10 protein-coding genes are annotated in these 12,418 nt (G+C 61.4%); 8 read left to right on the top strand and 2 right to left on the bottom strand.

All coding sequences use genetic code 11. The annotated features are described in order from the left end of the window. Positions 1–45 precede the first annotated feature (45 nt). Complete coding sequence (gene katG, locus U3654_RS06905; protein WP_324754604.1) at positions 46–2,232, top strand: catalase/peroxidase HPI; 2,187 nt, start codon at positions 46–48, stop codon at positions 2,230–2,232. Positions 2,233–2,373: 141 nt separating this feature from the next. After that, the gene (locus tag U3654_RS06900; RefSeq protein WP_324754603.1) at positions 2,374–3,099 is read left to right on the top strand and encodes a VIT1/CCC1 transporter family protein; all 726 of its coding nucleotides are present in this window, start codon (positions 2,374–2,376) and stop codon (positions 3,097–3,099) included. A 4-nt stretch (positions 3,100–3,103) separates the two neighbouring features. Here the strand turns inward: U3654_RS06900 and U3654_RS06895 are convergent, their stop codons facing one another. Continuing rightward, on the bottom strand, positions 3,104–4,213 hold the full coding sequence (locus tag U3654_RS06895) for a DUF6456 domain-containing protein (protein WP_324754602.1): 1,110 nt from the start codon (positions 4,211–4,213) through the stop codon (positions 3,104–3,106). A 265-nt stretch (positions 4,214–4,478) separates the two neighbouring features. On the opposite strand from U3654_RS06895, the gene U3654_RS06890 reads away from it, so the two are divergent. Further along, positions 4,479–4,769 carry a DUF6477 family protein gene (locus tag U3654_RS06890; protein WP_324754601.1) on the top strand — a complete coding sequence of 97 codons (291 nt, stop codon included), beginning with the start codon at positions 4,479–4,481 and terminating at the stop codon, positions 4,767–4,769. A gap of 135 nt (positions 4,770–4,904) precedes the next feature. On the opposite strand, the gene U3654_RS06885 is transcribed toward U3654_RS06890, so the two are convergent. Beyond that, positions 4,905–6,449 carry a trimethylamine methyltransferase family protein gene (locus tag U3654_RS06885; RefSeq protein ID WP_324754600.1) on the bottom strand — a complete coding sequence of 515 codons (1,545 nt, stop codon included), beginning with the start codon at positions 6,447–6,449 and terminating at the stop codon, positions 4,905–4,907. A 167-nt stretch (positions 6,450–6,616) separates the two neighbouring features. On the opposite strand from U3654_RS06885, the gene guaA reads away from it, so the two are divergent. The 5 genes from guaA to U3654_RS06860 all read left to right on the top strand — a co-directional run bounded on the left by guaA (position 6,617) and on the right by U3654_RS06860 (position 12,410). Continuing rightward, entirely contained in the window at positions 6,617–8,179 is a 1,563-nt protein-coding gene (gene guaA / locus U3654_RS06880; RefSeq protein WP_324754599.1) for a glutamine-hydrolyzing GMP synthase, read from the top strand. Positions 8,180–8,377: 198 nt separating this feature from the next. Then, entirely contained in the window at positions 8,378–9,484 is a 1,107-nt protein-coding gene (locus U3654_RS06875; RefSeq protein ID WP_324754598.1) for an outer membrane protein transport protein, read from the top strand. Positions 9,485–9,631: 147 nt separating this feature from the next. After that, the gene (locus tag U3654_RS06870; protein ID WP_324755244.1) at positions 9,632–10,504 is read left to right on the top strand and encodes an ATPase; all 873 of its coding nucleotides are present in this window, start codon (positions 9,632–9,634) and stop codon (positions 10,502–10,504) included. Between the two features lie 30 nt (positions 10,505–10,534). Next, positions 10,535–11,458 (top strand): homoserine O-acetyltransferase MetA, encoded by a 924-nt coding sequence (gene metA / locus U3654_RS06865; RefSeq protein WP_324754597.1) that lies wholly within the window; start codon positions 10,535–10,537, stop codon positions 11,456–11,458. A 16-nt stretch (positions 11,459–11,474) separates the two neighbouring features. Further along, a complete protein-coding gene (locus U3654_RS06860; protein ID WP_324754596.1) occupies positions 11,475–12,410 on the top strand; it encodes an alpha/beta hydrolase in 936 nt (311 codons plus the stop codon). The last annotated feature ends 8 nt before the right edge of the window (positions 12,411–12,418 follow it).

The raw sequence follows: 12,418 nt of genomic DNA, 5'->3' as shown, positions 1-12,418 counted from the left end.
CATCCACACGCGCGTCAAGGCGTGCGAAATCCAAGGAGACCGCCCATGGACGGCAATCTGAAATGCCCCGTTACGAGCAAAAAGAATCGCACCAATCGCGACTGGTGGCCTGATCAGTTGCAAGTGAACGTGCTGCACCAGCATGGCCGCAGCCCGAACCCGATGCAGCCCGATTTCAACTACGCCGAGGCATTCAAAGAGCTGGATTTGGACGCGGTAAAGCGGGATCTGCACGCCCTGATGACCGACAGTCAGGACTGGTGGCCCGCCGATTACGGCCATTACGGCCCCCTTTTCATCCGCATGGCATGGCACAGCGCCGGCACGTTCCGCACCGCGGACGGGCGCGGCGGCTCGAACACCGGCAACCAGCGTTTTGCGCCGCTGAACAGCTGGCCCGATAACGGCAACCTCGACAAAGCGCGCCGCCTGCTGTGGCCGATCAAGAAAAAATACGGCGACAACCTTAGTTGGGCCGATCTGTTGATCCTCGCCGGCAACGTCGCCATCGAATCGATGGGTGGACCGATCTTTGGCTTTGGTGGTGGGCGTGCCGATATCTACGCACCCGAAGAGGATGTGCATTGGGGTGCCGAGAACGAATGGCTCGCCACCTCCGACAAAGACAACAGCCGCTATTCTGGCGAGCGCGAGTTGGACAACCCGCTGGCCGCCGTCCAGATGGGCCTGATCTACGTCAACCCCGAAGGGCCGGACGGCAACCCCGATCCCATCGGCTCGGGCCACGATATTCGCGAGACATTCACCAGAATGGGCGTCGATGACGCGGAAACCGTCGCGCTGGTTGCGGGCGGTCACACCTTCGGCAAGGCGCATGGCGCTACCGATCCGATCTATATGGGCCCCGAGCCCGAGGGCGGCGGACTGGAGCAGATGGGCCTTGGCTGGAAGCTGGGTCATGAAACCGGCCACGGCGTCTACACCACCACCAGCGGGATCGAGGGCGCGTGGAAACCCAACCCCACGACATGGGACATGGGTTATTTCGACGTCCTTTTTGACAACGAATGGGTGCTGACCAAAAGCCCGGCAGGTGCGCAGCAATGGACGCCCAAAGACCCCAAGCCCGAACATATGGTCGTCGACGCGCATGATCCCGAAAAAATGCATCCGCCAATGATGACCACCGCCGATCTGGCCATGCGGTTCGACGAGAAGTACGAGCAGATCTCGCGCCGCTTTCACAAGGATCCCGAAGCGTTCGCCGATGCATTTGCACGCGCGTGGTTCAAGCTGACTCACCGCGATATGGGCCCCAAGGCACGCTATCTGGGCAAGGACGTGCCTGCCGAAGACCTGATCTGGCAGGATCCCATTCCCGCCGCCGACTATGATCTGGTCGATGCCTCCGATATCGCGGCGCTCAAGGCTCAGATACTCGATAGTGGCCTTTCCGTCAGCGATCTGGTGTTTGTCGCCTGGGCCTCGGCCTCGACCTATCGCGGCTCGGATCATCGCGGTGGCGCCAACGGCGCGCGCATCCGTTTGGCCCCCCAGAAGGATTGGGACGGCAACGATCCCGCGCGTTTAGCAAGGGCTCTGGACAAGCTGGAGGCGATCAAGGCCGATTTTGACGGTAAATCCGGCGCGAAAAAGGTATCGATCGCCGACCTGATTGTGCTGGGCGGTGTCGCGGCCATCGAAAAGGCGGCGGCAGATGCCGGTCACAATGTCGACGTGCCGTTCCATCAGGGCCGCACCGACGCAAGCGCCGAGCAGACGGACGCCGAAAGCTTTGACGTGCTTGAGCCTGTCGCGGACGGTTTCCGCAACTACCAAAAGCAGAAATTCAGCGTGCAGGCCGAGCATCTAATGATCGACCGCGCGCAGCTTTTGGGCCTGACTGCGCCCGAGATGGCGGTGCTGGTCGGTGGCATGCGCGCGCTGGATGCCAATCACGGCGGAGCCAAGCATGGCGTGATGACGGACCGTCCCGGGCAATTGACGAATGATTTCTTCGTCAATCTGCTGGGTATGGACATCGAATGGGTGTCCACCGGCGAGGATCAGGACCAGTTCGAGGCCAAGGATCGCAAGACCGGCGAGGTCCGCTGGACCGGCACGCGCGCCGATCTGGTGTTCGGCTCAAACTCGCAACTGCGTAGCATTGCCGAAGTCTATGCGCAGGACGATTCCGGCCCACGTTTCGTGAGCGATTTCGTCGCAGCATGGACCAAGGTGATGGAGGCCGACCGCTTTGATCTGAAGTGATCCTGCTGGCTTGCAAAAGGCAGAGAGCGGGCTTGACGGCCCGCTCTTTTTTCGTGCGGCTCAGACACGTGTTGGACTTCACCATCTCTGGACCTGCGCCGCACCGCCTCCTAGACTGGACGCAACTGACAAGAGGCAGTCATGGACTGGGAAACACACCGGCGCGAGGCGCATGCCCTCGGCCGCACACAGGAATTTTTGAAACAGATCGTCTACGGTGGCAATGACGGCATCGTCACCACCTTCGCCGTCGTTGCGGGCTTTGCCGGCGCTCAGGCCGACGGGGTGGCGCAGATCGGCGGGGTGGCGGTGCTGGTCTTCGGCCTTGCCAACCTCTTTGCAGACGCGGTCAGCATGGGGCTGGGCGAATTCCTGTCGATGCGTTCGGAGCATGATCTGTATCGCAACCGCCGCGCTAGCGAGATGATCGAAGTCGAGGAAGACCCCGATCAGGAGCGCGCCGAGCTGTTCCAGATCATGCGCCAGCGCGGCGTTCCTGATGGTGACGCGGACAGGCTTGCCGATCTCTTGATCCGTCATCCGCAGATCACCAGCGATTTGATGATGACTTATGAGTTTGGCATGCTTGACCCGGACGAAGAAAATCCAGTCCTGTCCGGATTGATGACATTCATGTCTTTCCTGACGTTTGGCGCGATCCCGCTCGTCCCGTATTTCCTGCTCGATCCCGAACCGCAGACCTTCTGGCTGTCGGTTGGCGCAACGGTGGCGGCGCTGGTCGCGCTTGGCCTTCTGCGCTGGAACGCCACGGGCGAACTGATGGCCCGCACAGTCGGCGAGACGGTGCTGGTTGGCACCGTCTGCGCCGTGGTCGCCTATACGGTCGGCGCCATTGTCGGGGGTTGATGCGCTACCAGATCATGCCGCCCGCCTCGCCAAGGCCCTCGTAATGCCGTTTGAGCCGTTGCAACGCGATGCGCAGCACGATCTTGCCCGAGCGCGCGGACCAGCCCATCCGCTTTTCGGCCTTCTCCAGCCCTTCCAGATGGCAACAGCAACGTAGCGCAATATCGCCCAGACCGGGACCAAGGTCATGCAGCGCACCCTCGACCCGGCGGCGCGCGGCCTCAAACCCGCGGGAATGTCCGCCTGCGTTGCCACCACCACCGGGCGCGGTCAGAAAGCGGCTCCAATCCTGAGTCACCCGCGGGCCCATCTGGCTCAGTTCGAAATCTTCGCGCAGACGCTCGCCTGCGCGCACCAGATCCTCGGGGATGAACCGGCTACCATCGCGGTCGCGGCGTCGTGCAAGCGCAATCAGCGGGCTTTCACTGGTGCCATAGCGGATGCGACGCGGCGCGGCCTCGCCGCTATCGGCCCCTTCCATGCTGAACGGTGCCTGCGCATCGGCAAAGCCCGAGGCGCGGTTTTCGGCCTTGGCCAGCAGACCGCCTAACGCGGCGCGGCCCGCCTTGGTGATGTGGTACTTTGCCAGACGGCCCGGCGCGTCGCAGGCGATCCAGCCTTTCAGCGCCATCGCCTCGGCCACCGCGCGATCGACGACAGCTGTGCGCGTGGGATCGCCGCCGCCATCACCGCGTACCACGACGGCCTTTTCCATCTGCGCCGCGACGGCCAGCACCGCCCCGGCCTCGGCCAGGCGACGCAGGATGCGACCCGCCTCGTGCGTCAATTGGGCTTCGGTCACCTCGGCCACGTTGCCGGGCTGTTCTTGGGTCTGGGTCGTCATGGCAGTCTCCTGATTCAGGGAACCGGCCTCTTTTCTCGGGGCGACGCGACAGCCGAGACGGCGTAGCGCCTCGTCCACCATGGGGTCGTCGCGGCGGGTCTCGAAATGGCGGATACGGCGCATCACCGTCGAGGCATGACAGCCGTTTTGCCGCGCCAGCGCACGGATCGACGATCCCTGCTCGGTATGGGCGAGGTATAGCTTCGCCCCATGCGGCACCCAAGACGGCACGCTATGCGCGCCGACGCTGTCTGTTCCCCTATCCAACATTTCTACCCTTCATATTGCATTTTCGCGGCGCTTGTTTTTGAGGTCATCGCCCCATCCGCCGCTGATTATCCACAGACTTATCCACGTCCTTGAATACTACCTATGCGAGAAAAAGTTACCGGCCCGTTAATTGTAAACGTGTCGGCAATAATGGTTTCTGAAGTGTAAATAATTGGAAACAGGAGCGAACGCTGGGACACAGCTTTGCGCAACACCCGCCACAGTTGTGCGATGAAAAGGTCGTAATTCAGATCGGAGACCTGTGATGTACGATATCCTAAAAGCCCTCGACAACCTGCGCCGTCCGCGCCTTTTGATCCGCGCTGCGCGTATTGGCGCAGCCGAATACCGGCGCGACGCGCATCTGCGCCGTCATTTCGGCTATGGCGCGTTGCCACGCAGCGCATCCGCGCTGGCCCGTCTGGTAGAGATGGAGGAGGTGCTCAACGATCAACGCCAGAGTGATCGCACGCGCTATTCGGCCACGCGCCATGTCGAGATCCTGATCGCCATGATGGGTGAGGCCCGGATCCTGCGCAGCGCACAAGCGGCCTGAATGGGCGTATCGCGAAAAGCCTGAAATACAGATTTTCGAGATACGCGCGCTACGTCACTACGACGTAGCGCATTGCATCCCACTCATGACCGAAACATGGATCGAAACGGTTGCAAACCGCATGGCCGGCAGAGCTTACATAAAGGCGTCGGGCATCGACGCCTTCTTTTTCGCGATGTATTCGTCCAAGGCGTCGGTGATACCCTGATCCAGTGAGGGACGCTGATAGGTGTCCAGCATCCGGTGCATGCGCAGGTTGGCCAGCGTCATCGTATCGCGCGCGCCCTCCTCATCCCATGTCTCGAACGGTTTGTAATCCAGCAACTCGGTGCGCCAGAACGCATCCTTGAAATTGGCCTGCGTGTGCGCACAGCCCAGATAGTGCCCGCCTGGCCCGACCTCGCGGATGGCATCCATCGCCTGCCCGTTCTCATCATGGCTGACGCCGCGCGCCATGTTGTGCAGGATGCCCAGTTGGTCCGCATCCATCACGAACTTCTCGAACCCGGCGACAAGGCCGCCCTCTAGCCAACCGCAGCTGTGCAGCATGAAGTTGACGCCACCCAAAAGCACCGCGTTCAGCGTATGCGCCGACTCGTAAGCCGCCTGTGCATCCGGCAATTTCGACCCGCACAGCGCTCCGCCAGAGCGGTATGGCAGGTTCATCCGTCGCGCAAGTTGTCCCGCGCCGTATAGAATATGGCTCGCCTCGGGCGTGCCGAAGGTGGGCGCGCCCGAGTTCATGTCGATGGACGTGACGAACGCGCCAAAGATCACCGGCGCGCCGGGGCGCACCAGCTGACTATAGGCGACGCCCGCCATGACCTCGGCCAGCACCTGCGTCAGCGTTCCGATAACCGACACCGGCGCCATCGCACCGCCGACGATAAAGGGCGAAATGATGCACGCCTGATTGTTGGCGGCATAGACCTCAAGCGCGCCCATCATCACATCATCGAAGGTCAGCGGCGAGTTGACGTTGATCAGCGATGTCATCACCGTATTGTCCTGCACGAACTGCTCGCCGAACAGGATGCCGCACATATCCACACTGTCCTGCGCGCGGCTGGGATCGGTGACCGAGCCCATGAAGGGTTTGTCCGACAGGGTCATGTGCGCGTGCAGCATATCAAGGTGGCGCTTATTCACCGGAATGTCTGTAGGCTCGCAAACCGTGCCGCCCGACATGTGCAGCCATTTCGACATATAGCCCAGCTTCACGAATTTGCGGAAATCATCCATCGTGGCATAGCGCCGCCCGCCCTCCATATCGCGCACGAAGGGAGGGCCGTAGACCGGCGCGCAAACGAGGGTCTTGCCGCCGATTTCGACGTTCCGCTCAGGATTGCGCGCGTGCTGGGTATAGCGGCTGGGCGCGGTCGAACACAGCTTGCGGGCCAGGCCGCGAGGGATTCGCACGCGCTCGCCGTCGATCTCGGCGCCCGCCTCGCGCCAACGCTCCAGTGCCTTGGGGTTGTCGACGACATTGACGCCGATCTCGGCCAGAACCGTTTCGGCGTTTGCCTCAATGATCTCCAGCGCCTCCTCGTTCAGCATGTCGTAGACGGGGATGTTGCGCTCAATATACTTGGCGGTCTCAATGCTGACGGCTGTCCGCTCGGCCCGGCGGGCAGCGCCTCCACCGCCCCGTGCGCGTCTTGGGGCCTCTACTTCTGCCATGATATGCCACCTTCCGAAATGTCTGCGCCCCCTTGCTGGGGCCAATTGATGCATCCTCAATATCCGAGCGTCGCGCGGCGCAGGGGCTAGTTTGCGCCACTTGTGGGGGGAAAGCGACATGGCCCGCCCCTCTTGCGCAAAAGCGCGGTCCGGCCTACTAGACCCGCATGAATGAGACACATCACGAACCCCTTCTTATCATCGACTTCGGCTCTCAGGTGACGCAGCTAATTGCGCGCCGCCTGCGCGAGCTGGACGTCTATTGCGAAATCCATCCGTTCCAGAAGGTGACGGACATCTTTCTGGATGACATGGCCCCGCGCGCCATCATACTGTCAGGCGGCCCGGCCAGCGTCATCGACGACGGTTCGCCGCGCCCCCCGATGAAAGTGTTCGAGATGGGCGTACCCGTCCTTGGCATCTGCTACGGCCAGCAGGTCATGATGCACATGCTGGGTGGCCGCGTCGAGCGCGGCGATGGCACCGCCGAATTCGGCCGCGCTTACGTCACGCCTACAAAAGAGCGCATCGACCTGCTGAAAGGCTGGTTCCTGGAAGAGCGCGAGCAGGTCTGGATGAGCCATGGCGATCATGTCGCCGCCATCGCGCCTGGCTTCGAGATCTACGGCACCTCCCCCGGCGCGCCCTTTGCCGTGACGGCGGACCTCGCGCGTCGGTTCTACGCCGTCCAGTTCCACCCCGAGGTGCATCACACCCCGAACGGCAAGACGCTCTATCAGAATTTCATTCAGGACGCCGGATTCACTGGCGACTGGACCATGGCCGCCTACCGCGAAGAGGCCGTGCGCCAGATTCGCGAGCAGGTCGGCGAAAAACAGGTGATCTGCGGCCTCTCCGGCGGCGTCGATTCCAGTGTCGCCGCCGTCCTCATCCACGAGGCAATCGGCGACCAGCTGACCTGCGTTTTCGTCGATCACGGTCTGCTACGCCAAGGCGAGGCCGACGAAGTCGTCACGATGTTCCGCGACCATTACAACATCCCGCTGATTCACGCGGATGAGGCCGATCTGTTTCTGGGTGAGCTTGACGGCGTAAGCGACCCGGAAACCAAGAGAAAAATCATTGGTCGCCTGTTCATCGACGTCTTTCAGAAGTACGCGAACGGCATTGATGGCGCCGAATTCCTGGCCCAAGGCACGCTCTATCCGGACGTCATCGAATCGGTCAGCTTTTCGGGCGGTCCTTCGGTCACGATAAAATCGCACCACAATGTCGGCGGCCTGCCTGAAAAAATGGGCCTCAAACTGATCGAACCGCTGCGTGAGCTCTTCAAGGACGAGGTTCGCGCCCTTGGTATGGAGCTGGGCTTGCCTGCCAGTTTCATCGGGCGCCATCCATTTCCCGGCCCCGGCCTCGCCATTCGCTGCCCCGGCGAGATTACCCGAGAAAAGCTGGATATTCTGCGCAAGGCTGACGCCGTCTATATCGACCAGATTCGCAAACACGGACTTTATGACGAAATTTGGCAGGCTTTTGTTGCAATCCTGCCCGTGCGCACTGTGGGCGTCATGGGCGACAGCCGCACCTATGATTTTGCCTGTGCGCTACGCGCGGTGACCTCCGTCGACGGTATGACCGCCGATTACTACCCCTTCACCCATGAATTTCTGGGTGAAACGGCGACGCGCATCATCAACGAGGTCCGCGGCATCAACCGTGTGACCTACGACATCACATCCAAACCTCCGGGAACGATCGAGTGGGAATAGGCGATAGGCTTTGACGCTGCGATACGTCTGAACATAGCCACGCATTTAAAAGAAATCTAAGCCCGAGCTTTTCGCGAAATGGTGAAGTGTATCTTTCTGGCGACGCTGGGCGCACGCCGTCGGCGCGCTGCAATACTTCAGTATCCAAAGAGGCTTCCCTCATGATACTCTTCCGGTTGTATTCGGAGGAGTGCAATCATGAGACATGTCCTGTTCACCACAGCTTCCACTCTCGCCTTGTTGGCCAACGCAGGCCACGCCGGCAATCTTGACACCAACCAGACCCCGATAGATATCATCTTTGAGACGGGCAACTATGCTGAGCTTTCCTACGCTCGCGTTGCTCCCAGCGTCTCGGGGCGGGACAATCTGGGCAATCCGATCTCGAACGTGGCGAATGATTTCTCGCTGCTGGGCAGCGGGATCAAGTTCCAGTTGACCGACCGCCTCTCGATGGCACTGATCCACGATCAGCCCTACGGCGTGGACATCCTCTATGGCGGTAGCCCGGCCACGACGCTGCTGGGCGGCACCCTCGCGGACGCCGACACCAACGCGCTGACCATGCTGGTGCGCTACGATGTGGCCGACGGCATCGCGCTCTATGGTGGGCCTCGGGTGGTTCGGGCCGAGGGTCACGTGAGGCTGTCTGGCCTCGCCTACGGCCCGCTCAACGGCTACGACGTGAAATTCGGCGCCGATCAGGCGGTGGGCTACGTTCTGGGCGCGGCCTACGAGAGGCCCGAGATCGCCTTTCGCGCGGCGCTGACCTACCATTCCGAGGTCGAGCTTGACCTTCCATCGCTCGAGACTTTCCCGGGCGGAGCTCCGGTACAGACTGGCGACACCGTCTCCAAACTGCCGCAGAGCATCAAGTTGCAGGTGCAATCCGGCATCGCAAAGGACACCTTGGTATTTGGCAGTATCCGCTGGTCCGAACACAGCGTCTTTACCCTCGATCCGCCAAGTGCGGCACCCAACCTGACCGAACTTGACGACGCGTGGACCTATGAGGTTGGCGTCGGGCGGCGCTTTTCCGACAAGCTGTCGGGCAAGTTGACCTATACCCACGAGGACGAAACCGGAAACATTCTGGTCTCGCCCCTCGCGCCCACTAAGGGACGGCAATCGGTGGCCTTGGGCGCCGAGTATCAACTGACCGACACGGTCAGCCTGTCGGGCGGCGTAAGGTACACTTGGATCGGCGATTCCCGCCCCGAAACTGGCACGCCCGACACCGCGCGCGCGTTTTTCTCGGACAACGACGCAGTCAGCGTCGGCATGAAGATCGGCGTGACATTCTGATTCGCCCGAGACTTTGCCGGATACATAGCCCCGCGACGCGTCTGCGTCGCAGGGCCTTTCCCTAGCCGCGCCGCCACTCTATGGATTTGACGCGCCTCGCCGCTCTGGCTACGACACGGGGGCGAGGCGCGACAAAGGGATGCGATGATGATCTACTCCACCGCACGGGACTGGCGGGAGGCCCCGAATAAACACGTGTTGTTCTACGGAATGTCGGGGCTGGGCAAGACGCATCTGTCGAACATACTGCGCGCGTCGGGCGACTGGTTTCATTACTCGATCGACTACCGCATCGGCACCCGCCACATGGGCGAGTTGATCGCCGACAACGCCAAGGCGCACGCGATGCAGGTGCCATTTTTGCGCGATCTGCTGCTGTCGGATTCGATCTATATCGGCTCAAATATCACGTTCAACAATCTCGCCCCCGTCTCGACCTATCTGGGCAAGCCGGGATCGGTGGCCAAGGGCGGAATGCCTATCGAGGATTACCGCGTCCGGCAGGACCAGTTTCGCCGGGCTGAAATCGCGGCGCTAAACGATACCGGCTATTTCATCGACCGCGCCGCGCGCCTTTATGGTTATCCCAATTTCATCTGCGACACCGGCGGGTCGATCTGCGAATGGGTGGATGGGAACGATCCGAACGATCCGCTGCTGACCGAACTTTCGCAGCACTGTCTGCTGGTAAGGCTGGAGGGCACGGAGGCACACACCGCCGAACTGATCCGCCGCTTTGATCGCGCGCCGAAACCGATGGCCTACCAGCCTGAATTCCTGAACACTGTTTGGGACGAATACCTGCGCGAAAACAATTGCATCGAGAGTGACGTTGATCCAGACAGCTTTATCCGCTGGACATATGCCCGCGCGCTGGCGCACCGCAAACCGCGCTACGAAGCGATGGCCCCTTGGGGCGTTACCCTGACACCTGCTGATGTCGAGCGTATCACCGATGCCGCCAGTTTCACGGACGTGATCGCCGAGGTCATTGATCGCCGCGCTCAGACCACTACCTAACAGCTTTCCCAAACTTTGGACCCTGCCCCCATGCCCATCAAGATCCCCTCTGACCTGCCCGCCTACGACGTGCTCACGCGCGAAGGCGTTATGGTTATGGACGAGGATCAGGCGGCGACGCAGGACATTCGCCCTCTGCGCATCGGCCTGCTGAATCTGATGCCGAAAAAGATCCAGACCGAAAATCAATTTGCACGCCTGATCGGCGCGACACCGCTCCAGATTGAGCTGAGTCTCATTCGCATGAGCGAACATCAGGCGCGCAACACAGCGGCCGATCATATGGAGAGCTTCTATCGCTCCTTCGCCGAAGTGGCCGCCACGGATGAGAAATTCGACGGCCTCATCATCACAGGCGCACCCATCGAGCATCTGGAATTCCACAACGTCACCTACTGGGACGAGCTGCGCCGCGTATTCGACTGGACGCAGACCCATGTGCAGTCCACGTTCGGCGTCTGCTGGGGCGGCATGGCTATGATTAATCATTTTCACGGCGTCGAGAAACACATACTGGACGCCAAGGCGTTCGGCTGCTTTCGCCATGACAACATGCAGCCCGCCTCGCCTTACCTGCGCGGGTTTTCCGACGACATGGTCGTGCCGGTCAGCCGCTGGACCGAAATGCGCCAGGCCGAGATCGACGCGGCAAAGGGGCTCACGACCCTTCTGCACAGCGACGAGGTGGGGCCGTGTCTGGTCGAGGACGAGGCGCGCCGCGCGCTCTATGTCTTTAACCATTTCGAATATGATAGCGACACGCTGAAACAGGAATACGACCGTGACGTCGCGTCCGGCACGCCGATCAACGTGCCGTGCAACTATTATCCCGGCGATGACCCTGCTCAGTCCCCGCGTAATCGCTGGCGCAGCCATGCGCATCTGCTTTATGGCAACTGGATTTCGCAGATTTATCAAACGACGCCCTATGACATCGCCACCATTGGGGCATGATGAATTGCGCAACACTATGATATATCTTTTATTATTTACCGCGATCGTCATCGCGATCGTCCAAATCACTGCGTCCCTACGCGAGGCGCAGGCCGTCCGCGATTTCCTGCCCGAAGGCCAGATTGTCGATGTCGGCGGCATTCAGGTCCACGCCGTTGTCATGGGCTCCGGCCCCGATCTGGTACTGATCCACGGGGCCAGCGGCAACACGCGCGACATGACATTCTCGCTCGCGCCACGCCTGGCTGCGCGTTACCGCGTCATCGTTTTCGACCGCCCCGGCCTTGGCTATACTGAGCGGCTGAATAGGACCGGCGCGACGTTGACCCAGCAGGCAACGCTGCTTCGCGATGCCGCGCGCCAATTGGGCGCCAAGCGGCCCATCGTGATGGGCCAAAGCTATGGTGGCGCCGTCGCGCTGGCATGGGCTGCGCACTATCCCGACGATGTCGCCGCCCTCGTCCCCGTCGCCGCAGCGTCGAACCCGTGGGAAACACCGCTGGATCCGTTCTACCGCGTGACGTCGTCGTGGTGGGGCAAGGCGCTGGTGGTGCCGCTGATTACTGCCTTCGTGCCGAAATCGGTGGTCACATCATCGGTCGAGTCGGTCTTTGCGCCGCAGGACGCGCCCAAGGGGTATGCCGACCACATCGGCGCGCCGCTGACCTTGCGCCGCGCTTCCCTGCGCGCGAATGCCGATCAGCGCGCCAATATCCTGAGCGAGATCAAGCAACTAGTGCCCCGATACGTGCATATCACGGCGCCCACGGAAATCGTTCATGGCACGGCCGATACGACCGTGAACCTTGAAATTCACTCCGCCAAGCTAGTGAATCAGATCGACGGCGCGGTTCTGACGCGCCTGCCCGGCATCGGCCACATGGTCCAACACGTAGCGGCCGATGCTGTCATCGCCGCTATCGACCGCGCAACTGCGCGCGCGGGTCTTTAGCGCACCGA

Source organism: Roseovarius sp. Pro17, assembly GCF_035599575.1.
GTDB lineage: Bacteria > Pseudomonadota > Alphaproteobacteria > Rhodobacterales > Rhodobacteraceae > Roseovarius.
This window is presented reverse-complemented; position numbering and strand designations above follow the sequence as displayed.

Coding starts and splice junctions, on each gene's coding strand:
- katG (WP_324754604.1), top strand. CDS start 46: ATGGACGGCAATCTGAAATGCCCCGTTACGAGCAAAAAGAATCGCACC.
- U3654_RS06900 (WP_324754603.1), top strand. CDS start 2,374: ATGGACTGGGAAACACACCGGCGCGAGGCGCATGCCCTCGGCCGCACA.
- U3654_RS06895 (WP_324754602.1), bottom strand. CDS start 4,213: ATGTTGGATAGGGGAACAGACAGCGTCGGCGCGCATAGCGTGCCGTCT.
- U3654_RS06890 (WP_324754601.1), top strand. CDS start 4,479: ATGTACGATATCCTAAAAGCCCTCGACAACCTGCGCCGTCCGCGCCTT.
- U3654_RS06885 (WP_324754600.1), bottom strand. CDS start 6,449: ATGGCAGAAGTAGAGGCCCCAAGACGCGCACGGGGCGGTGGAGGCGCT.
- guaA (WP_324754599.1), top strand. CDS start 6,617: ATGAATGAGACACATCACGAACCCCTTCTTATCATCGACTTCGGCTCT.
- U3654_RS06875 (WP_324754598.1), top strand. CDS start 8,378: ATGAGACATGTCCTGTTCACCACAGCTTCCACTCTCGCCTTGTTGGCC.
- U3654_RS06870 (WP_324755244.1), top strand. CDS start 9,632: ATGATCTACTCCACCGCACGGGACTGGCGGGAGGCCCCGAATAAACAC.
- metA (WP_324754597.1), top strand. CDS start 10,535: ATGCCCATCAAGATCCCCTCTGACCTGCCCGCCTACGACGTGCTCACG.
- U3654_RS06860 (WP_324754596.1), top strand. CDS start 11,475: ATGATATATCTTTTATTATTTACCGCGATCGTCATCGCGATCGTCCAA.